The organism is Cellulomonas xylanilytica (assembly GCF_007989805.1).
In the GTDB taxonomy this organism is placed as follows: Bacteria; Actinomycetota; Actinomycetes; order Actinomycetales; family Cellulomonadaceae; genus Cellulomonas; species Cellulomonas xylanilytica.
The window spans coordinates 212727-234320 of the sequence record NZ_BJUB01000002.1; the positions used below are offsets into that span (position 1 = coordinate 212727).

General features: G+C 73.2%; 20 protein-coding genes and 2 riboswitches. Of the genes, 14 read left to right on the top strand and 6 right to left on the bottom strand.

Annotated elements, in window-relative coordinates:
- Positions 1–29 precede the first annotated feature (29 nt).
- From CXY01_RS03875 to CXY01_RS03905, 8 genes are all read left to right on the top strand, one after another.
- Positions 30–1307 carry a sugar ABC transporter substrate-binding protein gene (locus CXY01_RS03875; RefSeq protein ID WP_146925746.1) on the top strand — a complete coding sequence of 426 codons (1278 nt, stop codon included), beginning with the start codon at positions 30–32 and terminating at the stop codon, positions 1305–1307.
- A gap of 4 nt (positions 1308–1311) precedes the next feature.
- Positions 1312–2328: a carbohydrate ABC transporter permease gene (locus CXY01_RS03880; protein ID WP_146925747.1), complete on the top strand. Its 1017-nt coding sequence runs from the start codon at positions 1312–1314 to the stop codon at positions 2326–2328.
- The gene (locus CXY01_RS03885) at positions 2325–3194 is read left to right on the top strand and encodes a carbohydrate ABC transporter permease (protein WP_146925748.1); all 870 of its coding nucleotides are present in this window, start codon (positions 2325–2327) and stop codon (positions 3192–3194) included. Before CXY01_RS03880 ends, CXY01_RS03885 begins: the two co-directional genes overlap by 4 nt.
- A gap of 11 nt (positions 3195–3205) precedes the next feature.
- Complete coding sequence (locus CXY01_RS03890; RefSeq protein WP_371862751.1) at positions 3206–4765, top strand: glucoamylase family protein; 1560 nt, start codon at positions 3206–3208, stop codon at positions 4763–4765.
- Positions 4762–6558, top strand: a complete 1797-nt coding sequence (locus CXY01_RS21015) for a GH39 family glycosyl hydrolase (RefSeq protein WP_222594480.1) — start codon at positions 4762–4764, stop codon at positions 6556–6558. The genes CXY01_RS03890 and CXY01_RS21015 overlap by 4 nt, the downstream gene beginning before the upstream one ends.
- Positions 6555–8030, top strand: a complete 1476-nt coding sequence (locus CXY01_RS21020; RefSeq protein WP_222594481.1) for an alpha-amylase family glycosyl hydrolase — start codon at positions 6555–6557, stop codon at positions 8028–8030. The genes CXY01_RS21015 and CXY01_RS21020 overlap by 4 nt, the downstream gene beginning before the upstream one ends.
- The gene (locus CXY01_RS21130) at positions 8027–8746 is read left to right on the top strand and encodes a DUF2599 domain-containing protein (RefSeq protein WP_246125013.1); all 720 of its coding nucleotides are present in this window, start codon (positions 8027–8029) and stop codon (positions 8744–8746) included. The genes CXY01_RS21020 and CXY01_RS21130 overlap by 4 nt, the downstream gene beginning before the upstream one ends.
- A 61-nt stretch (positions 8747–8807) precedes the next feature.
- Positions 8808–9053, top strand: coding sequence for a LapA family protein (locus CXY01_RS03905; protein ID WP_146925750.1), 246 nt, complete (start codon positions 8808–8810; stop codon positions 9051–9053).
- Between the two features lie 110 nt (positions 9054–9163).
- Here CXY01_RS03905 and CXY01_RS03910 read toward each other — a convergent pair whose 3' ends face one another.
- Together CXY01_RS03910 and CXY01_RS03915 are read right to left on the bottom strand one after the other, a co-directional pair.
- The gene (locus CXY01_RS03910; RefSeq protein ID WP_146925751.1) at positions 9164–11233 is read right to left on the bottom strand and encodes an acyl-CoA dehydrogenase family protein; all 2070 of its coding nucleotides are present in this window, start codon (positions 11231–11233) and stop codon (positions 9164–9166) included.
- Positions 11230–12063: a TetR/AcrR family transcriptional regulator gene (locus CXY01_RS03915; RefSeq protein WP_146925752.1), complete on the bottom strand. Its 834-nt coding sequence runs from the start codon at positions 12061–12063 to the stop codon at positions 11230–11232. Before CXY01_RS03915 ends, CXY01_RS03910 begins: the two co-directional genes overlap by 4 nt.
- 111 nt (positions 12064–12174) lie before the next feature.
- Between CXY01_RS03915 and CXY01_RS03920 the strand changes: the two genes are divergently transcribed.
- Genes CXY01_RS03920 through CXY01_RS03930 form a run of 3 tightly spaced genes read left to right on the top strand, consistent with a single transcriptional unit; the run spans position 12175 to position 15715 of the window.
- A complete protein-coding gene (locus tag CXY01_RS03920; RefSeq protein ID WP_146925753.1) occupies positions 12175–13506 on the top strand; it encodes an acetyl-CoA C-acetyltransferase in 1332 nt (443 codons plus the stop codon).
- A gap of 2 nt (positions 13507–13508) precedes the next feature.
- Positions 13509–14852 carry a 3-oxoacyl-ACP reductase gene (locus tag CXY01_RS03925; protein ID WP_146925754.1) on the top strand — a complete coding sequence of 448 codons (1344 nt, stop codon included), beginning with the start codon at positions 13509–13511 and terminating at the stop codon, positions 14850–14852.
- Positions 14849–15715: a MaoC/PaaZ C-terminal domain-containing protein gene (locus CXY01_RS03930; protein ID WP_146925755.1), complete on the top strand. Its 867-nt coding sequence runs from the start codon at positions 14849–14851 to the stop codon at positions 15713–15715. The genes CXY01_RS03925 and CXY01_RS03930 overlap by 4 nt, the downstream gene beginning before the upstream one ends.
- Positions 15716–15722: 7 nt before the next feature.
- Here the strand turns inward: CXY01_RS03930 and CXY01_RS03935 are convergent, their stop codons facing one another.
- The 3 genes from CXY01_RS03935 to CXY01_RS03945 form a co-directional block, all read right to left on the bottom strand.
- Positions 15723–16301 (bottom strand): GNAT family N-acetyltransferase, encoded by a 579-nt coding sequence (locus CXY01_RS03935; protein ID WP_146925756.1) that lies wholly within the window; start codon positions 16299–16301, stop codon positions 15723–15725.
- A gap of 50 nt (positions 16302–16351) precedes the next feature.
- Positions 16352–16996, bottom strand: coding sequence for a fasciclin domain-containing protein (locus CXY01_RS03940; protein WP_146925757.1), 645 nt, complete (start codon positions 16994–16996; stop codon positions 16352–16354).
- A 406-nt stretch (positions 16997–17402) separates the two neighbouring features.
- Positions 17403–18797, bottom strand: a complete 1395-nt coding sequence (locus CXY01_RS03945) for an aminotransferase class V-fold PLP-dependent enzyme (RefSeq protein WP_146925758.1) — start codon at positions 18795–18797, stop codon at positions 17403–17405.
- A 44-nt stretch (positions 18798–18841) separates the two neighbouring features.
- Positions 18842–18956: riboswitch (SAM riboswitch) on the bottom strand.
- Between the two features lie 117 nt (positions 18957–19073).
- Positions 19074–19173, top strand: a riboswitch (SAM riboswitch).
- A gap of 7 nt (positions 19174–19180) precedes the next feature.
- Here CXY01_RS03945 and CXY01_RS03950 point away from each other — a divergent pair.
- The 3 genes from CXY01_RS03950 to CXY01_RS03960 are packed head-to-tail and all read left to right on the top strand — an operon-like array spanning position 19181 to position 21053.
- A complete protein-coding gene (locus CXY01_RS03950) occupies positions 19181–19387 on the top strand; it encodes a DUF1737 domain-containing protein (protein WP_146925759.1) in 207 nt (68 codons plus the stop codon).
- Positions 19384–19797, top strand: a complete 414-nt coding sequence (locus CXY01_RS03955) for a rhodanese-like domain-containing protein (RefSeq protein WP_146925760.1) — start codon at positions 19384–19386, stop codon at positions 19795–19797. Before CXY01_RS03950 ends, CXY01_RS03955 begins: the two co-directional genes overlap by 4 nt.
- Entirely contained in the window at positions 19794–21053 is a 1260-nt protein-coding gene (locus CXY01_RS03960) for an O-succinylhomoserine sulfhydrylase (protein WP_246125014.1), read from the top strand. Before CXY01_RS03955 ends, CXY01_RS03960 begins: the two co-directional genes overlap by 4 nt.
- On the opposite strand, the gene CXY01_RS03965 is transcribed toward CXY01_RS03960, so the two are convergent.
- The gene (locus tag CXY01_RS03965) at positions 21050–21532 is read right to left on the bottom strand and encodes a pyridoxamine 5'-phosphate oxidase family protein (protein WP_146925761.1); all 483 of its coding nucleotides are present in this window, start codon (positions 21530–21532) and stop codon (positions 21050–21052) included. The genes CXY01_RS03960 and CXY01_RS03965 overlap by 4 nt on opposite strands.
- Positions 21533–21594 lie beyond the last annotated feature (62 nt).

The window sequence follows — 21594 nt, forward strand, 5'->3', positions numbered from 1 at the left end:
GGGGCCGTCCGGTTCGAGGAGGAACCAGCATGAACAGATCCATGCGCGTCAGCGTCGCCGCGTTGGCCGTCACCACGTTCGCCCTGACCGCGGGCTGCGGCCGCGGCGACGACCCCGCGGCCGAGGAGGCCAGCGCGGCGCCCGTCGCGACCGGCGACGTCAGCGGGGACATCACCGTCTGGGCCATGGGGACCGAGGGCGAGAAGCTGGGCGAGTTCGCGAGCGCGTTCACCGAGGAGAACCCCGACGTGACCGTCGACGTCACGGCCATCCCCTGGGACGCGGCGCACGACAAGATCGCCACGGCCATCGCGGCCGACGAGGTGCCCGACGTCTCGATGATCGGCACGACGTGGATGGGCGAGTTCGCCACCAGCGGCGGCCTCGACCCGACGCCACCGGACCTCATCGACGAGTCCGCCTTCTTCGAGGGCGCCTGGGGCTCCACGGAGGTCGGCGGGACCTCCTACGCCGTCCCGTGGTACGTCGAGACGCGCGTGCTGTTCGTCGACACCGCGCTCGCCGAGCAGGCCGGGGTCTCCCCGACGCCGGCGACGTGGGACGACCTGATGGCGACGTCCAAGGGCATGCAGTCCGCCGGGGCGCAGTGGGGCATCACGCTGCAGGCCGGCCAGACCGGCGCGTGGCAGACGTTCATGCCGTTCGCGTGGCAGGGGGGCGCCGAGATCATGAACGCCGACCAGACGGAGTTCACGTTCGACAGCCCCGAGTTCGTCAAGGCGCTCACCTACTACCAGTCGTTCTTCACCGAGGGCGTCGCGCCCAAGGAGCTGCCCGACGGCACGCTGGAGCCCGACTTCGTCGCCGGCAAGATCGGCGCGTTCCAGTCCGGCCCGTGGCACATCGGGATCCTGGACGACACCGGCGGCGAGGGCTTCCTCGACTCCGTGACCCTGGCGCCGCTGCCGGCCGACGAGAAGCAGGCGTCGTTCATCGGCGGCAGCAACCTGGCCGTGTTCAAGGGCTCCGAGAACCGCGACGCGGCCTGGAAGTTCGTCCAGTGGCTCAGCCAGCCCGAGGTGCAGGCCGAGTGGTACGCGGAGACGAGCGACCTGCCCGCCGTGCAGTCGGCGTGGGAGGAGGGCGACCTGGCCTCCGACCCGGCGCTCGCCGTGTTCGGCGAGCAGATGACGACCGCGATGGCTCCTCCGTCGATCCCCACGTGGGAGCAGATCTCCAACGTCATCGACACCGAGCTGGAGAAGGTCTGCAAGTCCGGGATGGACCCGCAGGAGGCCGCCACGGCCATCCAGCAGCAGGCCGAGGCGATCGGCACGGGGCTCTGACCTCATGTCCACGACCCTGACCTCCGGGTCGGGCGTGCAGGCGCCGGGGACGGCCGACCAGGCCGTCCCCCGCGTCCGCCGCTCCTCCCCCCTGCGCCGACGGCGCAGCATCGCGGCGTGGGGCATGGCGGCGCCGTTCGTCCTGCTCTTCCTCGTCTTCACCGCGTGGCCGGTGGTGTCGTCGCTGTTCATGAGCGTCACCGACATCAAGAGCCGGGACCTGCAGAACCCGTTCGCGGTGAACTTCGTCGGGCTCGACAACTTCGCCTCCGTGCTCGCCGACCCGACGTTCCGGAAGGCGGCGACGAACACCCTCTACTTCGTGGTCGTCGGCGTCCCCCTGACCATGCTCACGGCGCTCGCCATCGCGATCGCGCTCAACACGGGCATCACCAGGCTGGCCGGCTTCTTCCGGATCGGCTACTACATGCCGGTCGTGACGTCGATCGTCGCGGTGGCCGTCGTGTGGCGGTTCCTGCTGCGGCCCGAGAACGGGCTGGTCAACGAGGTGCTGGGCTGGGTCGGCATCACCGGCCCGGACTGGCTGGGCAGCACCACGTGGGCGATGCCGTCGCTCATCGCGATGGCCGTGTGGCGGTCGCTGGGCACCCTCGTCGTGATCTTCCTGGCCGGGCTGCAGTCCGTGCCCAAGGCGCTGCACGAGGCCGCCGCGCTCGACGGCGCCACCGCGTGGCAGCGGCTGCGCCAGATCACGATCCCGACGATCCGGCCGACCATGCTGTTCGCCGGGGTGATCACCGGCATCGGGTTCCTGCAGTTCTTCGAGGAGCCGTTCGTCATGACGCAGGGCGGCCCGTTGAACAGCACGCTCTCGGTGGCGTACCTCGTCTACAACACCTTCGGGTTCGGCAACTACGGCGTCGCAGCGGCGATGAGCTACGTGCTGTTCGCCGCAGTCGTCCTGCTGACGATCCTGCAGTTCAAGGTCCTCGGTGAGCGCGACGACGCGACCGGGGCGAAGCGGCGCTGGTTCCGTCGGTCGGGAGGTGCGTCCGCATGACCGCTCTGGACACCAAGCCCCGTGGCACCATCGGCTCCCACATCGGCGAGCCGCAGGCCCGGCCGTGGCTGTACGCCGTGCTCGGCATCGGCCTCGTGCTCGTCGTCACGCCGTTCGTCTGGATGGCCCTCGGGTCGGTCAAGACGGAGGGCGAGCTGCGCGCCAACCCGCCCACGTGGTGGCCGCAGAACCCGACGCTGGACAACTTCCGCGAGCTGTTCACGCGGCTCGACTTCCCGCAGTTCTTCGCCAACTCCGTCGTCGTCGCGGTCGTCGTGACGCTCGGCAACCTGGTGTTCTGCTCGATGCTCGGGTACGCGTTCGCCAAGCTCGACTTCTGGGGCCGCACGTGGCTCTTCCGGCTGGTGCTGGCGACGCTGATGATCCCCGGGATGGTGACGCTGGTCCCGCTGTTCGTGCTGGTCAGCAACCTGGGCATGGTCAACACCTACTTCGGGCTGATCCTGCCGTTCCTGGCCGGGCCGTTCGGCGTGTTCCTCATGCGGCAGTTCATCCAGGGCATCCCCGACGAGCTCATCGACGCGGGCCGGGTGGACGGGGCCGGGGAGTTCCGGATCTTCGCGCGGGTCGTCATGCCGCTGTGCAAGCCGGCCCTGGCGACGCTCGCGATCCTCACGTTCCTCGGCTCGTGGAACAACTTCCTGTGGCCGCTGGTCGTGTCCAGCACCGAGGACATGTACACGCTCCCCGTGGCGCTCGCGCTGTACAGCGTCGGGCAGAACTCCACCCAGTACGGGCTCCTGCTCGCCGGCTCGATGGTCGTGGTCGTCCCGATCCTCATCGTGTTCTTCGCGCTGCAGAAGCACTTCGTCCAGGGGCTGGCGACGACCGGCCTGAAATCATGAAGGGCTCGATGATGAGACTCCGACCCGCTGCGGCCGTGCTGGCCGCGTCCGCCCTGGTGCTCACGGGCGCCACCACCGCGTCCGCCGGGGGCCGGCATCACCACGACGATCTCGGCCTCACCCGCCACGACCGCGCGGACCTGAAGCGCTGGGGCCAGGACACCTGGACCTCGTTCGTGGCCATGACCGACGAGATCACCGGCCTGCCGGCGGACAACATCGACGCGTCGCTGGACCCGGCGACTCGCTCCGGCTACACCTCGCCGACGAACATCGGCGCGTACCTGTGGTCCACGATCTCCGCCGAGGAGCTCGGGATCATCGGCAAGCGGGAGGCGCGCCACCGGCTCAAGCAGACCTTGACGACGCTGGCGACGATGGAGCGCCACGAGCCGAGCGGCATGTTCTACAACTGGTACGACGAGGCCACGGCCACGAAGCTCACGGTGTTCCCGACGGGCGAGACGATCTATCCGTTCCTGTCGTCGGTGGACAACGGCTGGATGGCCGCGGCGCTCATGGTGGTCCGCACCGCCGAGCCGTCGCTGCGCCGGCAGGCGGACGCGCTGCTGGAGCCGATGAACTTCGCGGCGTTCTACGACCCGGCCGCGAACGGCGGCGTCCCCGGGCGAGCGGGGCTGCTGCGCGGTGGGTTCTGGGCGGACCCGCCGAACGCGGAGACCGACCCCGGGACGGTCGCCGGGTCGCCGGTGTACTTCACCAAGAACCACTACGACATCACCAACTCCGAGCCCCGGATCGCCAGCTACATCGGCATCGCGCGCGGTCAGATCCCGCCCGCGCACTACTACGCGACGGCCCGCACGTTCCCGGCCAGCTGTGACTGGGACTGGCTGGAGCAGCGGCCGGTCGGCGTGACGCGCACGTACGAGGGCATCGAGGTGTTCGAGGGCGCGTTCACCTACCGCGGCATGCACATCGTGCCGACGTGGGGCGGCGACATGTTCGAGGAGCTCATGCCGGACCTGTTCGTGCCGGAGTCGCAGTGGGCCCCGAGGAGCTGGGGCGTCAACCACCCGCTCGCCGTCCGTGCGCACATCGAGCACGGCATGGAGGAGGCCGGCTACGGCTACTGGGGCTTCTCGCCCGCGAGCGACCCGTTCGGCACCTACGACGTGTACGGCGTCGACGCGATCGGCATGGACCCGACCGGGTACCCGTCCGACGCGGAGAAGACGAACGTCGACGCCGGCTACGAGGGCTGCCGTGAGGCGACCAACCCGGCACCGACGTTCGCCGACGGCGTCGTGACCCCGCACGCGTCCTTCCTCGCGCTCCCCTACGCGCCGCGCGAGGCGGTCGACAACCTGCGCAACATCGAGGCCGTGCTCGGCGCGTACGGCCAGGGCGGGTTCTACGACTCCGTCGCGGTCCGCTCGAACACCCACGCGGACCGGTACCTGTCGCTCGACCAGGGCATGGTCCTGGGCGCGCTGGGCAACGTGCTGGGCGGCGGCGTGCTGCACGACTCGTTCGGCACGCGCCAGGTGGAGAAGGTCCTGCGCCCGCTCATCGGCCAGGAGGAGTTCAGCGCGGGGGTGATCAAGTGACCGAGGCACGCACGGACTGGGAGAACAGGATCGGGCGCCGCTCCGACACCACCGCGGCCGGTCAGGTCCCCGTGCTCGCTCCGCCGGCGGGGCTGTACGCCGCGCCGGGGGTGGGGCAGGTGACGCTGCACTGGGACCCGGTGGACGGCGCGGTCGGGTACCAGGTGCTGCGCGACGGGTCGCCGCTGGACCACCAGGGCGGGGACGTCCTGGCGGTCCCGCACGGTCCGTACGCGGACACCACCGGTGAGCCCGGCGTGCCGTACCGGTACGCCGTCGCGACGGTGACCGACGTCGACGTGTCCGGTCCGGGCGGGGACGAGGTCGTAGCGGCGTCGCTGCCGTCCGGGGACGCGTCGGTCGAGGTCCTGGTCGACCTCGCCACGGTGGTGCGCGAGCTGCCCCGGCCATGGCGGCCGATGATCGGCTCGGAGCACCTCAGCCTCCTGCTGAGCGACGAGACGGTCGGCGGCCAGAGCATCGCCGCGGACCTCACGTCGGCACTGCGGGCCGCGCACGACGAGCTGGGCGTCGCCACGGTCCGCGCGCACGCGATCCTGTGCGACGACCTCGGCGTGTACCGCGAGGTGGACGGCGAGCCCGTGCACGACTTCACGGGCGTCGACGCCACGTACGACGCGCTGCTCGCGCTCGGCCTGCGGCCCGTCGTCGAGCTGTCGTACATGCCGCGCGACCTGGCGTCCGACCCGGACGTGACCGTGTTCGACTACGGCGCGATCGTGTCCCCGCCCGCGGACTGGGACCGCTGGGCCGCCCTGGTCACGGACCTGGTGCAGCACCTGGTCGACCGGTACGGCCTCGAGGAGGTCCGCGACCGCTGGTCGTTCGAGGTCTGGAACGAGCCGAACCTCGAGGTGTTCTGGTCGGGCACGCGCGACGAGTTCTGGCGGCTGTACGACGTCACCGTGAACGCCGTGCGGGCCGTCGACGACCGGCTGGTGGTCGGCGGGCCGTCGACCGCGGCCGCCGGCTGGGTGGACGGGCTGCTGGAGCACGTCGCGTCCTCCGGCGCCCCCGTCGACTTCGTCTCGACGCACACCTACGGCAACGCACCCCTGGACCTGCGGACGACGCTCGCGCGGCACGGGCGCGAGGACGCGCAGATCTGGTGGACCGAGTGGGGGGTGAGCCCCACGCACTTCGGCAACGCGAACGACGGCGTGTTCTCCGCGGCCTTCCTGGTGCGCGGCATGCGCTCGGCGGCCGGACGGATCGACGCGCTGTCGTACTGGGTGGTCTCGGACCAGTTCGAGGAGCTCGGCCGTCCGCCGAGGCTGCTGCACGGCGGGTTCGGGCTGCGCACGGTCGGGGAGCTGCGCAAGCCGCGGTGGTGGGCGCTGTGGCTGCTGGAGCAGCTGGGTCGCGACGAGGTCGCGGCGACCGTGACCGGCGACGGCGCGGACAGCCTGGTGGAGGTGTGGGCGTCTCGCGAGGAGGACCGCATCGCGCTCGCCCTCTGGAACGGCACGCTCGACCAGTCGAAGGTCGACGGGTCCGACGCGCTGGCCCGCACGGCCCACGTGGGGCTCGACGGCCTCCCCGACGGGGAGTGGACGGTCCGGGAGTCGCGGGTCGACGCCGACCACTCGAACATCGCGGCCGTGTGGTCGTCGATGTCCGACGGCGCCGACTGGCCGACGGACGAGCAGTGGGAGCGGCTGCGCGCGGCCGACCGCCTGGCCGTCACGGAGCGCCCGCTCGTCGGGACAGCGCTGGACGTCCGGCTGCCGAACCCGTCGATGGTCCTGATCGAGCTGGTCCGCGCCGGGTGAGCCTGTGGTGGCGCAGCGCCGTCGTCTACCAGGTGTACGTCCGGTCGTTCCTGGACTCGGACGGCGACGGCGTCGGTGACCTGGCGGGACTGACCGCCGGTCTCGACGCCGTCGCCCGCCTGGGCGTGGACGCGGTGTGGCTCACGCCCGTGTACCGGTCGCCGCAGGCCGACCACGGCTACGACGTCGCCGACCACCGCGACATCGACCCGCTCTTCGGGGACCTCGCCGCGTTCGACGCGCTGCTCGCCGCCGCGCACGAGCGTGGGCTGCGGGTGCTCATGGACCTGGTGCCCAACCACGTGTCCGACCAGCACCCCTGGTTCGTCGCGGCACGCGCCGGGGGCCCGGAGCGGGCGCTGTTCCACGTCCGCTCCCGGCCCACCGGCTGGCGGTCGATGTTCGGCGGTCCCGCCTGGTCACCCCTGCCCGACGGCGACTGGTACCTGCACCTGTTCGCACCCGAGCAGCCGGACCTGAACTGGGCGCACCCCGCGGTGCAGGCCGACTTCGCGGACACGCTGCGGTTCTGGCTCGCCCGCGGGGTGGACGGCTTCCGGGTGGACGTCGCCGGTGGGCTGGCCAAGGACCCCGCCTACGGGGAGGTCCGGCGCGGCGTGCCGCACCCGCACTGGGACCGCGAGGAGGTGCACGACGTCTACCGGTCGTGGCGGCACGTGCTGGGCGACGCGCCCGCCGTCGCGGAGGCCTGGGGCCCACCCGAGCGCACCGCCGCGTTCGCCCGCCCCGACGAGCTGGGCCAGGCGTTCGCGTTCGAGGTCCTGCGCACGCCCTGGTCCGCCGCGGCGCTGCGGCGGACCGTCGACGCCCAGCTGGCGGCGCACCGCGCGGTCGGCGCACTGCCCGCCTGGGTCGCCGGCAACCACGACACCGCACGCGTCGCCACCCGGCTCGGACCCGAGCGCGCGCTGGCCCTGCACCTGTTCCTGCTCGCCCTGCCCGGCGCCTTCTACCTGTACGCCGGCGACGAGCTCGGCCTGCCCGACGCCGACGTGCCGCCGGAGCACTGGCAGGACCCGCAGTCGCTGCGGTCCGGCGGCCGGCTGCCCAACCGCGACGGAGCCCGCGTCCCGCTGCCGTGGACGGCGGGACCGAACGCCGGTTTCACGACGGGCACGCCGTGGCTCCCGGTCCCGCCGCGCTGGCCGCGGTACGCCCGGGACCGGCAGGAGTCCGACCCCGGCTCCCCCTGGTCCGTCCTGCACCGGGCGCTCACCGTGCGCCCACGACTGTGGACCACCGACGACCTGACCTGGGACGACGCGCGCGCGGGGGTGCTGGTCGGCCGCCGCGGGGACGCGGCCGTGGTGCTGAACACCTCGTCCCGTCCGTGCCGGCTCCCGGCCGGCGCGTCGGTGGTCGTCCGTACCGGAGGCGAGGACGACCCGACGGCCGTCGCACCGTCGGAGTGCGTCTGGCTGACGGACGGGCCGGTACGTTTCGCAGGGTGAGAACACGGGCAGCCCTGGTCCCGGTGCTGCTCGCCCTCGTGCTGGCGGGCTGCGGCCCCGGCCCCACCGCGACACCGCAGCCCCCGTCGCCGTCTGCCACGCCGGCCCCGACGGCGACCGCCGACCCGACGGACCCCGCCGTGGTCCGGGCGACCGGGACACCCCTGACGTCCGGGGCGGTGACGCTCGCGGTCGTCGCGCCCGGTGCGACGCCGACCGCCGACGCCGACGGCTCCGCCCGGCTCGCCGTCCCGGCCGGCACGCTGCTGGCCGCGCCCGAGGGCATGACGCTCACCGCGCTCTCCGACGGGACCGCCGTGGTCCGTGATGCCGGGGCGGCGTTCGTCGCGGGCCTGACCGTCCAGCCGTGGGACGCGTCGCTGACCCAGGTGCGGCCCGAGGTGGTCCGGCTCGACGACGCCGCCGACCTCTGGTTCACGTCCGTGGCGGTCGAGAGCGCCGTCTGGGGCGAGGCCGAGGGTGGTCGCTCCCTCGCGGTGACACCCAGCGCGTGGGCACGCGTCGGCAGCCTCGCGTCGCAGGAGGGCCTGTGGGCGCAGGTCGTCGCCCAGGCACCTGACGCCGACACCCCCGGCATGCGGGCCCAGCTCGAGTGCCACGAGCTGGGCGCCCCGGACAAGGCCACGTGGAACCTGGAGCCGTGGCGCCCCGACGTCGGCACCATCGAGATGATCCGCGAGCGCTGCAACCCCTGAGCGCGCCAGACTGGCGACGACGAGGGGAAGCCGACCCCTCCCGGCACGGAGGCAGCGACAGATGTCCGGAACCTCGACCGCCCCGCAGGAGAGCTCGTTCGCCGCGTTCCTCAGGCGCCGGTGGCTCGCGATCGTCATCGTGGTCGTCACGGTCGTCGTGATCGCCGCCAACCGGCAGGAGGTCCAGTTCAGCCTCGTGTTCACGCACTTCGCGATGCCGCTGTGGGTCATCCTCGCGATCACCTTCGTGCTCGGCATCGTCGTCGGCTGGATCGCGAAGACCCGACGGGCCGGCCGCAGGGGCTGAACGAAGCCCGGCCCGCCTCCCGCGGGATGCGCGGTGGGGCGGGCCGGGCACCCGCCGCCCGGGGGGTGTGGCGGCGGGTCGGCGCGCCGGATCGGCGCGCGGTCTGAGGGTCAGCGCTTGTGCTTCTCCGGGACGGGGGCGTCACCCGACGCGCGCTGCGCCCGGTAGTACGCGCGGGCCTCGTCCTGACGGGCCTGCTCGGCGCCCGAGGCGATCGGTGCGCGCAGGTGCGCCTGCTCGTAGCCGAACGCGTCGACCAGGCTCTGCGCGTGCGGGCGCAGGCGCGCCAGCAGCCGGTCGATGTAGGACGTCACCGTGCGGGCACGCCCCGCGGACAGCCGGCCGTTGAGCAGGTACCAGGTGAGGTTCCGCTCGATGACCGTCAGGCCGAACAGGTCCCGCACCCAGGTGAGGATCTGGCGGGTGCCGGGGTCGGTGACGCGCTCCAGGGCCGCCGTGAACGACTCCCACTGGACCAGCTCGGCGTGCGCGCGGGCCGCCGCGATCAGCTCGTGCTGGTGGGCGTTGAACAGTGCCGCGGCGGTCGCCGGGTCGGCCTTCTGCGCGGGCCGCAGGGCCTGCGCGACCTCCTCGACCATCGTCTCGACGCGGTCCACCAGCAGCTCGCGCTGGGTCGCCGTCTCGCGCAGCTGACCGGCCGAGCGGCGCGGGTCGCCGACGTCGGCGATCGTCTGGACGGCCCGGTGCAGCGGCGTGCGGAAGCGGGCGGCGTCGGACGCGCGCTCGGCGACCATGCGGGCGACCTTCGTCGCGTCCAGGTGCTTGAAGCTCTTCGAGTAGTCGGTGAGCAGACGCTTGCCGACGAGCTGCAGCAGGACGGTGTTGTCACCCTCGAACGTCGCGTACACGTCCAGGTCCGCGCGCAGGCTCGTGAGGCGGTTCTCCGCCAGGAACCCCGCCCCGCCGCACGCCTCGCGGGCGACCTGCAGGGTGTTCAGCGCGTGCCACGTGGAGGCCGGCTTGAGCGCTGCCGCGAGCGTCTCGAGGTCCTCGCGGGTCTCCGGGGTGTCGTTGCGACCCGAGAACACGTCGTCGAACGCGGCGAGCAGGTCCTCGTGCGCGAACCCGGCCGCGTAGGTCTCGGCGAGCAGCGGGAGGAGCCGGCGCTGGTGCTCGGCGTAGTCGAGGATGACGACCTCGTCGGTGGGCGACGCGGCGTTGAACTGGCGGCGCTGGTTGCCGTACGTGATCGCGATGGTCAGGCCGACGCGGGCGGCCGTGACCGCGGCGCCGTCGAGCGAGACACGACCCTGCACGAGCGTGCCGAGCATGGTGAAGAACCGGCGGCCGGGGCTCGCGATGGGCGACGAGTAGGTCCCGTCCTCGGCCACGTCGCCGTACCGGTTCAGCAGGTTGGTGCGCGGGACGCGGACCTGGTCGAACCAGAGCCGGCCGTTGTCGATGCCGTTCAGGCCGCCCTTGAGCCCGTCGTCCTCACCGCCGACGCCCGGCAGGAACTCCATCGTGGCCTCGTCGCGGATCGGGACGTAGAAGGCGTGGACGCCGTGGTCGGTCCCGGCCGTGATGAGGCGGGCGAACACGGTGGCCGCCGTGCCGTGCTGGCCGGCGTTGCCCAGGTAGTCCTTCCACGCCGCACGGAACGGCGTGTGGATGACGAACTCCTGCGTCGCCGGGTCGTACGTCGCGGTGGTGCCGATGGCGGCGACGTCGGAGCCGTGGCCCGTCTCCGTCATCGCGAACGCGCCCGGGACCTTCACCGACAGCGCGTCGGCCAGGAACTGGTCGTGGCTGCGCTCGGTGCCGAGGTGGTAGATCGCCGAGGCGAACAGCCCCCACTGCACGCCCGACTTGATCTGCAGCGACGGGTCGGCGTGCGTCAGCTCCTCGAACCGGGCCAGGAAGCCGCCGTGGTCCTCGGCGCCGCCGAACCGCTCCGGGAACGACCGGTGCACGTCGCCCTCCGCGGCGAGCAGGCGGAGCTGGCCGAGGACGCGCTCGCGGTGGTCGGCCAGCGACTGGCCCTCGATCCGGTGGAACCGCTCGTCGGCCATGAGCCGGCGTGCGGCGAGGCGCAGCTCCGGGTAGTGGCCGAGCAGGACCTGGCTCAGGTGCGCGATGTCGACGTTGGTGACGTCCGCGTCCAGACGGGGGTCGCCGGCCTCGGTGGCCTCGACGGGGCGGGTGCTGGTGGTGGTCATCGGGACTCCTCCGGGGACGTGCGGTTGCGGTCACGGGCGAGCAGCCCGACGGGTCCGGCCCAGAGCCATGCGGCGACCTGGGCGGTGAGCTCTTCACGATCGGGGCTGGCGGGCTCGTCGCGGTGGGCCAGCCACCACTCGCCGGAGCCGCGCACGAAGCCGACGGCGCCGGCGGCCCAGGACTCGGCCAGGGCGACACGGGCAGCGAGGGCGGCGTCGTCCTCCTGGGAGGCCTCGGGCCTGCGTGCGGTCCGCCGGCCGTCGTGCTCCTCGGTCAGGCCACGAGCGAACGGGGCGGCGACGAGCGCGGTGACGGAGTCGAGGAAGTGCCCGAGCGGGCCGCCCGACTCGACCGAGCCGTTGCGCGTCACGAAGGCGTAGACGTTGGGCGACGACTCGATCATCTCGAGGTACACCGCGACCATCGCCCGCAGGCCGTCGCGGGGGGTCGGAGCGATCCGCAGGACGCCCTCGAGCGCCCCCTGGATCTGCAGCACGACGGCCTCGGCGACGGCGATCTGCAGGCCGGTCTTGTCCGCGAAGTAGCGGTAGACGATCGACTTGGAGGTGCCCGCGGCGGCCGCGATCTCCTCCATGGACACGTCTGGGCCCTTGTGGTGGACCGTGCGCCGGGCGATGCGGACCAGCTCGGCGCGGCGGGCCTCGCGGTGGTCGGCCCAGCGGGTGGACCGGCCGTCGGCCGCGAAGGCGTCGTCGGGGGGCCGCCTGGACGAGGGGGGCGTCGGAAGGGCCGGTCGCGCACGACCGGCCTCGGAGTTCAGCAGCGTGAGGGTCGTCGCCTTCGACGGACCCGGTGTGACAGGGCTCACGAGACCGAAGGTATCAGGTACTGTGGGTTTCGGACACCACGGCACCGCGAGCGCCCCTGCTCACCAGTTCGACTCCCTGCGCTCGACGACGATGCGAGAGGAACGCGCCACATGGCCCAGACCACCCCCACACCCACCCTCCAGGTGCGCCCCGCCTACGTGCTCGGCGGCAACCGGATCCCCTTCGCCCGCGCCGGCGGCCCCTACGTGCGGGCCAGCAACCAGGACATGCTCACCGCCGCGATCGACGGGCTCGTCGCCCGGTACGGCCTGCAGGGCGAGCGCATCGGCGAGGTCGCCGCGGGCGCCGTGCTCAAGCACAGCAAGGACTTCAACCTCACCCGCGAGGCCGTCCTCGGGTCGGCCCTCTCGGCCGAGACACCCGCCTACGACGTGCAGCAGGCCTGTGCGACCGGCCTCGAGACCGTCGTCTCGCTCAGCAACAAGATCCGCCTGGGCCAGCTCGAGTCGGCGATCGCCGGCGGCGTCGACTCCACGTCGGACGCCCCCATCGCCGTCAGCAACCGCCTGCGCCGCGCGCTGCTCGACCTGTCCCGGGCGAAGACCGTCGGGCAGAAGCTCGCCGCGGTCTCGAAGATCCGTCCGAAGGACCTCGCGCCGTCCGCCCCGAACACCGGCGAGCCGCGCACGCACCTGTCGATGGGCGAGCACCAGGCGCTGACCACCGCGCAGTGGGAGATCAGCCAGGCCGCGCAGGACGAGGTCGCCCTGGCCAGCCACCAGCGCCTCGCCGCCGCGTACGACTCCGGGTTCTTCGACGACCTGGTCACCCCCTTCCGCAGCCTGACCCGCGACGCCAACCTGCGCGCCGACTCCTCCCTGGAGAAGCTGGCCAAGCTCAAGCCGGCCTTCGGGCTCGGCCTGGACACGCCCGCGACGATGACGGCGGGCAACTCGACGCCGCTGTCCGACGGCGCCTCCACCGTGCTGCTGGGCTCGGCCGAGTGGGCCGCCGAGCACGACCTCGTCCCGCTCGCGTCGGTGGTCGACGCCGAGGCCGGGGCGGTCGACTTCGTGCACAGCGACGACGGCCTGCTGATGGCCCCCGCGTTCGCGGTGCCGCGCCTGCTGGCCCGCAACGGGCTGACGCTGGACGACCTCGACTACGTCGAGATCCACGAGGCGTTCGCGGCGACCGTGCTGACGACGCTGGCCGCGTGGGAGTCCGAGGAGTTCGGGCGTACGCGGCTCGGGCTCGACGGCGCGTTCGGCACCGTCGACCGCGCGAAGCTCAACGTGCACGGCTCGTCGCTGGCCGCGGGGCACCCGTTCGCCGCGACCGGCGGGCGGATCATCGCGACCATCAGCAAGGAGCTGCACCGGCGCAAGGCGGAGTCCGGCTCCGACCGGCCGGTGCGCGCGCTGGTGTCCGTGTGCGCGGCCGGCGGGCTGGGCCTCACCGCGATCCTCGAGGCGGCCTGACCATGAGCGACACCTACCTGAACCTGGTCAACAGCGGCGTCACGAAGAAGATCGCCAAGCAGCTCGGGCTCCCCCAGCCGTCCCCCCTGCGCCGGTACGAGCCCGGGCAGCCGCTGCTCCAGGGCGCGGTGCTGGTGCTGGGTCGGGGCGCCCAGTCCGACGCGCTCGCCGGTCTCCTGTCGTCCGACTGGGACCTCGACGTGCACCGGCACGCCACCCCCGGGACGCGCTACTCGGCGGTGGTCCTCGCGCTCACGGAGCTGACGCACCCCGACCAGCTGTCCGACCCCGTGCTGGCCGCCGGTGGCGTGCTCAAGACGCTCCCGAAGGGTGCACGCGTCGTCACGGTCTCCCGTGCGTCGCGGCCGGACGACGCCCCCGCCGTCGCCGCCGCACGCCAGGGTGTCGACGGGATGCTGCGGTCGGTGGCCAAGGAGCTGCGCGGCGGGTCGACCGGCAACGGCATCGTGCTCGCCGAGGACGTCCCCGTCACGGCCCCGTCCGTCGTCGGCGCCCTGCGGTTCTTCCTGTCCACCAAGTCCGCGTTCGTCGACGGGCAGCTGCTCACCATCGACTCGTCGGCGGGTGCCCTGCCGGACGACTGGGAGAGGCCGCTCGCCGGCCGGGTCGCCGTCGTCACCGGGGCGGCCCGCGGCATCGGCGCCTCGATCGCCGACACGCTGGCCCGTGACGGCGCGACCGTGATCGCGGTCGACGTCCCGGCCGCCGGCGAGCAGCTGGCGACCGTCGCGAACCGCGTCCGCGGCACCGCGCTGCAGCTCGACGTGACCGCCGAGGACGCCGGAGCGCGCATCCTCGAGCACGCGCTCCAGCGGCACGGACGGCTCGACATCGTCGTGCACAACGCCGGGATCACGCGCGACAAGCTGCTGGCCAACATGGCACCCGACACCTGGGACTCCGTGCTCGCCGTGAACATCGCGTCACAGCTGCGGATCAACGAGGCGCTGCTGACGTCCGGCGACTTCACCGACGCGCCGCGGGTCGTCTCGCTGGCCTCCACGTCGGGGATCGCCGGCAACCGTGGTCAGACCAACTACGCCGCGTCCAAGGGCGGGGTCATCGGCATGGTCCGCGCGACCGCGCCGCTGCTCACCGCGTTCGGCGGGACCGCGAACGCGGTCGCTCCCGGGTTCATCGAGACCGAGATGACCGCGCGCATCCCCGCCGTCACGCGGCAGGTGGCGCGCCGGCTCAACTCGCTGCAGCAGGGCGGCCAGCCGGTGGACGTCGCCGAGACCGTGGCGTTCCTGGCCTCCCCCGCCGCCGGTGGTGTGGTCGGACGCGTGCTGCGCGTGTGCGGGCAGAACCTGGTGGGCCAGTGACGGCGACGGTCGTCCTGCCCGAGGTCCCGTCGCTGGGCGGGCTGTACGCGCGCGGCGCCGGGCTCTCGCTGGCCCGGCGCGTGCGGCCGGGGCCGACGACGCTTCCCGACGTCGACTACGTGGTCCGGGGCGTGCGGGCGTCGGCGGAGCACCTGACCGGCTACCAGCACCTGCTCGGGGAGTCCGCGTCCGACGCGCTCCCCGCCGGGTTCGTGCACGTCCTGGCGTTCCCGGTGGCGACCGCGCTCATGGTCCGGCCCGACTTCCCGCTGCCGCTCGTCGGGCTGGTCCACCTGGCCAACCGCGTGACCCAGCTCCGGCCCCTCGCGCTCGACGACGTCCTCGACGTGCGCGCCACCTCCGCCGACCTGCGGCCGCACCGGTCCGGGACGCAGGTGGACCTGGTCACCGAGGTGTCCGCCGACGGTGCGGTCGCCTGGCGCGGGGTGTCGACGTACCTGGCCCGTGGCGTGCACCTGGCGGGGTCCGTCGACGAGCCGTCGGCGTCGTTCGTGCCACCGACGCCCACCGGGCGCTGGAAGCTCGACGGCGACGTCGGACGCCGGTACGCGGCCGTGTCCGGCGACCGGAACCCGATCCACCTGTCCGCTCTCTCCGCCAAGGCGCTCGGGTTCCCGCGGGCCATCGCGCACGGCATGTACACCGCGTCGCGCGCGCTCGCCGACGTCGGCGCCCAGCGCGGGGACGCGTTCGAGTGGTCCGCCGAGTTCGTGAAGCCGGTGCTCCTGCCCGGGACCGTCACCGTGCGGGTCGCGCGTGCGGCCGACGGCTTCACGTTCGCCGGGTGGGACGCCCGGTCCGGCAAGCCGCACCTCACGGGGTCGGTGACGCCGCTGCGCTGACCGCTCGTCACTCCCCTGCGCTGAGCCTGGCCTCCAGCCCGGCGCGGACGGCGGGCCACTCGTCGGCCAGGACCGAGAAGTACGCGCTGTCGCCGCGGGTGCCGTCCGGGGCCAGCCGGTGGCTGCGCAGGACGCCCTCCGGGACCGCGCCGAGGCGGCGGATCGCCGCGATCGAACGGGTGTTGCGCGCGTCGGCCCGGAACGCCACACGGGCGGAGCCCCAGGTCTCGAAGGCGTGCGTGAGCAGGAGCAGCTTGCACGCGGGGTTGTTCGACGTGCCCCACCAGCGAGGGTCGTAGTACGTGTAGCCGATCTCCACGCGGCCGATCCGTCGGTCCCAGTCGTAGAACGACGTGGAGCCGCGGACGACACCCGTCGCGCCGTCTAGGACCGTGAACGCCAGGCGGGCCGGCGCCTCGTGAGCCGCCCGGATCTCGCCGAGCATGGCCTCCGGCGTGGACGGGGTCGGCGACGACATCCCGGCCCACAGGCGGTCGTCGACGAACGCGGACAGCGGCTCGGCGTGCTCGTCCGCCAACGGGACCAGTCGGGTGCCGTGGCCCTCGAGGGTCAGGTCGTGCAGCATCCGCAGATCCTGGCACGACCCGACCCTCGACCGGCCCCGTCAGCCGAGGATCAGAGGTCGATCGGACGCAGGACGAACGTGATCGCGTGCGCGATCTGCACGTTGCCCGCGTTCAGGTCCAGCTGACCGGGGATCAGGAACGGGTTCAGGTCGTTGCGGTCCTGGTCGCGCAGCTTGACGATGCCCCAGCGCTTCGAGAGCACGTCGACCGTGAACGTCCCGCCCTGGGCGGTGGTCAGTGCCGCGTTGTCGCTGGCCAGCGCCGTGCCCGAGTCGATCGTCGCGCCCGGGACCACGTGGTAGAGCAGCACCTGCTCGATCGCGTCGATGCCGACCGCGCCGGCGAGCGCCGTCAGGACCTCCTGCTCGCTGCCGTACCAGCGGTGCGTCAGGTCCTTGGCCAGCACCTGGAACGCGCGGTCGTTCGGCACGAACGCGGTCAGCGGGATTGTGCCGTCCGCGAGGACCGCGACCGGGCTGCTGGGCTTGGCGGCGAGGACCGCGCCGACGGCCTGGTCGAGGATGTCGAAGTCCCGCCAGCTGCGGTCGAACGTGTCGCCGTCCGAGGCGAGCAGGGCAGCGAGGCTGGACGTCCCGGTGGGAGGAGCAGCGTTCGCCGCCGGGGCGACGGCGAGTCCCACACCGGCGGCGACACCGGCAGCGACGAGGGCGGAGAGCGTGCGACGGATCCTCATGGTGGCTCCTACGGACGACGGTCACGGCCGGCGCCCCTGCGCCGCACCGCGCGGGCACCCGGTGGGGTGCCTTGTGTCCTCTTCGTCCGGAACGCCGCCGCGGGATGCACCCGGAGCCGGTCGACCACCCGCCCGATCCTCGACCGTCGGCTGCCGCCGGAGTCGTCGACCACGTCCGAACTCGTCGGTCGCCGCCGAGCTCGTCTGTTGCCGCCGAGATCGTCTGTTGCCGCCGAGATCGTCTGTTGCCGCCGAGCTCGTCTGTTGCCGCCGAGATCGTCTGTTGCCGCCGAGCTCGTCTGTTGCAGCGGACGAGCTCGACCCGCAGTGACGAGCTCGACGCGCGGCGACGGTGGACGCGGTCGCCGCGGGCGGGCGGGGCGCTGTGTGGGCGCCGACCAGGTCCTCAGTCGTCCAGGGCCGGGCCGCAGGCTGCGGCGGCCGTGGCCGCCAGGTGGTCCAGGCCGTGGACGGCGAGCAGGGGGCGGGTGTCCTCGACGACCGCCCAGCAGCCGTCCACGACCTCGTAGCGGACGGTCGGACCGGCGGAGAGGTAGGCAGCGAGCGCGGCGACGAGGCGGTCGACCGCCTCGCTCGTCGTGCCGACGCCCACCGACGCGCGGATCGCGCCGCCCGTCGCGCCCAGGTGCGCCAGCAGCGGGTGCGCGCAGAAGCGCCCGTCGCGCACCCCGATGCCGTGCTCGGCGGCGAGGAAGGCCGCGACGAGACCGGGGTCGTGGTCCGGCACGGTGAACGTCAGCACGCCCACGGGCGCCTCCGAGTCCGGCCAGATGCGCGCGACCTCGACGCCGTCGATGCCCGCCAGGCCCGAGACGAGCCGCTCACGCAGCGCCTCCTCGTGCGCGGCCAGCGCACCGGCCGGCAGCGCGGCGAGCTGGTCGCAGGCCTCCGCGAGGGCGATGGCGCCGATGACGTTCGGCGACCCGGCCTCGTGCCGCGCCGGAGCGGGCTGCCAGACCGTCCGGTCGGCGCGCACGTCGCGCACCGCACCTCCCCCTGCGAGGTACGGCGTGCCCGTGTCGAGCCAGTCGCGGCGGCCGACGAGCGCCCCCGCACCGAACGGCGCGTACGTCTTGTGCCCCGAGAACGCGACGTAGTCGGCGCCGGTGGCGGCCAGCGAGAAGCCGCGGTGCGGGACCAGCTGGGCGCCGTCGACGGCCACGCGGGCACCCTCGGCGTGCGCGAGCGCGACGACCCGGTCGATCGGCAGCGCCTCGCCCGTGACGTTGGACGCGCCGGTGACCGTGACCAGCGCGTACGGCTGGCGCGCGAGCTCGTCGCGCAGCGCGTCCAGCGTCGCGGCGACGGTGCTCCGGATCGGCAGGATCGTCGTGCGGTTGCCGTGCCGCTCGCTGGACTGCACCCACGGCAGCAGGTTCGCGTGGTGCTCGACGTCCAGCACGAGGACGCGGCCGCCGTCGGGGACCACCCCGGCCAGCAGGTTGAGCGAGTCGGTGGTGTTGCGCGTGATGATCGCGACGTCGTCGGGACGCGCGTCGACGAACCGCGCGACGGTCTGGCGGGCCGACTCGTACAGGGCCGTCGACACCTGCGACAGGTACCCCGCGCCGCGGTGCACCGACGCGTACAGCGGCAGCACCTCCGTCACGCGGGCGGCGACGGCCTCGAGGGCCGGGGCGCTGGCGGCGTAGTCCAGGTTGGCGTAGACGCGCTGCGAGCCGTCGACCAGCGGGACGGTGGTGGTGCCGCCGACGACCGGGAGCAGGGCGCCCACCTCGTCGACGGAAGCACACGAGAGGCGCTCGGCGATGACGGTCATGATGGTCCTCCGACACGTTCCGGGGGGACACCGGCACCGGTGGAACCCCGCGCTTGCCGTGTCCCGGACGGGGCACGGCCAGGTCGTCACCCGGGGCACCCCACCGCGGAGGAGGGTTGCCGGCCAGCGAGCCGGGGCTTGACGCTGGCGCTCATGACCTGTGACGAGGGTCCCGGGACGTCCGGCGGCCTGTCAACGCGGTGCGCGAACCGTCTCGCCTGCCGGGACGCCATGTCCATCACTTGGAGGGCGGGCGTCGCCCCGCGTAGCATCGCCGCACCATCCAGAGCGGCTGAGAGATCTGGCTCGACGACGCCGCAGCAACCCGCGGGCACCTGTGCCCGGCCGAGGGTGCTACCGCCAGGACCGATGGAGGCGAGAACATGACGGCTGTCCCACCGGAGCGCCGGCGCTACCGGCTGCTGACCGGCCCCGACGACGCCGCGTTCTGCGACCGCGTCAGCGCGCTGCTCGACGACGGCTACCTGCAGCACGGCAGCCCGGCCGCGACGTTCGACGGCGAGCACGTCATCGTCGCGCAGGCCCTGGTCCTGCCCGCCGCCGCCATTCACGAGACGAGGCCCGTATGAGCTACGCCGGCGACCTGACCCCGCAGCAGGCCTGGGACCTCCTGACGTCCGACGGGGAGGCCGTGCTCGTCGACGTCCGGACGGACGCCGAGTGGCGCTACGTCGGCATCCCCGACTCCGCGCCGATCGACGGGCGCGCCGCCCTGGTCGAGTGGGTCTCCTACCCGTCGGGACGTCCGAACCCGCAGTTCCTCAAGCAGCTGGCCGAGGCCGGCGTCACGGCCGGGCGGCCGGTCGTGTTCCTCTGCCGCTCCGGTGTGCGGTCGGTCGCCGCCGCGCAGGCCGCGACCGCGGCGGGGCTCGGACCCGCGTACAACGTGCTCGAGGGCTTCGAGGGCGACGTCGGGCCGGACGGTCACCGCGGGCACTCGGGCTGGCGTGCCGCCGGCCTGCCCTGGCGGCAGGCGTGAGCGCCCCGCACGTCCCCGGTCCGGGCGACTGGGACGACCGGCGCTCCCCCGGCACCGACCTGCGGCCCGACACCCTCGCGGTGCGCGGCGGGCTGGTGCGCAGCCAGTTCCAGGAGACGTCCGAGGCGCTGTTCCTGACGCAGGGGTTCGTCTACTCCTCCGCCGCGCAGGCCGAGGCAGCGTTCGCGGGCGAGGCCGACCGGTTCCTGTACTCCCGCTACGGCAACCCGACGGTGTCCACCTTCGAGGAGCGGCTGCGCCTGCTCGAGGGCGCCGAGGCAGCGTTCGCCACCGCGTCGGGCATGTCCGCGGTGTTCACCGCGATCGCCGCCCTGGTGGAGTCCGGCTCCCGCATCGTCTCCGCCCGGGCGCTGTTCGGGTCCACCGTCGTGATCTTCGAGGAGATCCTGGCCAAGTGGGGCGTGCGGACCGACTACGTGGACGGGCACGAGCTCGACCAGTGGGCGGCCGCGCTGGCCACCCCGGCCGACGTCGTGTTCTTCGAGACGCCGTCCAACCCGATGCAGGACCTCGTCGACATCGCGGCCGTCAGCAGGCTGGCGCACGCCGCCGGCGCGACGGTCATCGTCGACAACGTCTTCGCCACGCCCGTGCTGTCCCGGCCGCTGGAGCTCGGCGCCGACGTCGTCGTGTACTCCGCGACCAAGCACATCGACGGGCAGGGGCGCGTGCTCGGCGGCGCGATCCTCGGCACCGACGAGTACGTCCACGGACCGGTGCAGACGCTCATCCGCAACACCGGCCCGTCGCTGTCGGCGTTCAACGCGTGGGTGCTGCTCAAGGGCCTGGAGACGCTGTCGCTGCGCGTCCGGCACCAGACCGCGTCCGCGCTGCAGGTGGCGACCTGGGTCGAGCAGCAGCCCGGCGTCTCGCTCGTCCGCTACCCGTACCTGCCGTCGCACCCGCAGCACGCCCTCGCGCGCGCGCAGCAGTCCGGCGGCGGGACCGTCGTCACGTTCAACCTGGCCGTGCCCGAGGGCGCGACACCCGACGTGGCCAAGAAGGTGACGTTCGGGGTCCTGGACGCGCTGCGGATCGTCGACATCTCCAACAACCTCGGCGACGCCAAGTCGCTGGTCACGCACCCGGCGACGACGACGCACCGCAAGCTCGGCCCCGAGGGGCGCGCGGCGGTCGGCATCGCCGAGTCGACCGTGCGGCTGTCGGTCGGGCTCGAGGATCCTGCGGACCTGATCGACGACCTCGCCCAGGCCCTGGGGACGCTCGCAGGCTAGAGCTGCACCGTCTCGTTCTCGCCACCGTCGTAGCGCTCGCCCGTCACCTTGGCCTTGACCAGGCTGAACGCCGTCGTGAGGCGCCCGCCCTTGGCGTGCCAGTACTCGGCGGTCTGCCCGTGCAGCACGACCAGCACCAGGCCGGGCGTCTCCGGCCCGTCGGGGAACCACGCCTCGGCCGTCGCGCCCCAGAGCTCGCGGTTCTTGGCGACGTCCCGGACCACCTCGGCCGGGCCCGACACCGAGACCCACGCGGTGGAGTCGGCGAACGCGGCGTTGGCCGGGCTGCCCGCCTCGATCTCGTGCACCTTGTGGCTGTCCGCGTCCGCGAAGAACCACAGGTCCCCGTCGAAGTCCACGTCCTGCACACCCATCGGCCGGCTCACCAGCGAGCCGTCGGCGCCCACCGTGGTGAGCATCGCGATCTTCGCGTCCTTGATCAGACCGGCCACCGTGGCGATGTCGTCGTCGTGCGTCATGCGTCCTCCTCGACCAGGCACCCCGCGGGGCTGCTGACCGCGGCGGCCCGGCCACCGTAAGC

Coding starts and splice junctions, on each gene's coding strand:
- CXY01_RS03925 (WP_146925754.1), top strand. CDS start 13,509: ATGAGCGACACCTACCTGAACCTGGTCAACAGCGGCGTCACGAAGAAG.
- CXY01_RS03950 (WP_146925759.1), top strand. CDS start 19,181: ATGACGGCTGTCCCACCGGAGCGCCGGCGCTACCGGCTGCTGACCGGC.
- CXY01_RS03910 (WP_146925751.1), bottom strand. CDS start 11,233: ATGACCACCACCAGCACCCGCCCCGTCGAGGCCACCGAGGCCGGCGAC.
- CXY01_RS03920 (WP_146925753.1), top strand. CDS start 12,175: ATGGCCCAGACCACCCCCACACCCACCCTCCAGGTGCGCCCCGCCTAC.
- CXY01_RS03880 (WP_146925747.1), top strand. CDS start 1,312: ATGTCCACGACCCTGACCTCCGGGTCGGGCGTGCAGGCGCCGGGGACG.
- CXY01_RS03945 (WP_146925758.1), bottom strand. CDS start 18,797: ATGACCGTCATCGCCGAGCGCCTCTCGTGTGCTTCCGTCGACGAGGTG.
- CXY01_RS03940 (WP_146925757.1), bottom strand. CDS start 16,996: ATGAGGATCCGTCGCACGCTCTCCGCCCTCGTCGCTGCCGGTGTCGCC.
- CXY01_RS03965 (WP_146925761.1), bottom strand. CDS start 21,532: ATGACGCACGACGACGACATCGCCACGGTGGCCGGTCTGATCAAGGAC.
- CXY01_RS03875 (WP_146925746.1), top strand. CDS start 30: ATGAACAGATCCATGCGCGTCAGCGTCGCCGCGTTGGCCGTCACCACG.
- CXY01_RS03955 (WP_146925760.1), top strand. CDS start 19,384: ATGAGCTACGCCGGCGACCTGACCCCGCAGCAGGCCTGGGACCTCCTG.
- CXY01_RS03890 (WP_371862751.1), top strand. CDS start 3,206: ATGAGACTCCGACCCGCTGCGGCCGTGCTGGCCGCGTCCGCCCTGGTG.
- CXY01_RS03905 (WP_146925750.1), top strand. CDS start 8,808: ATGTCCGGAACCTCGACCGCCCCGCAGGAGAGCTCGTTCGCCGCGTTC.
- CXY01_RS03885 (WP_146925748.1), top strand. CDS start 2,325: ATGACCGCTCTGGACACCAAGCCCCGTGGCACCATCGGCTCCCACATC.
- CXY01_RS03935 (WP_146925756.1), bottom strand. CDS start 16,301: ATGCTGCACGACCTGACCCTCGAGGGCCACGGCACCCGACTGGTCCCG.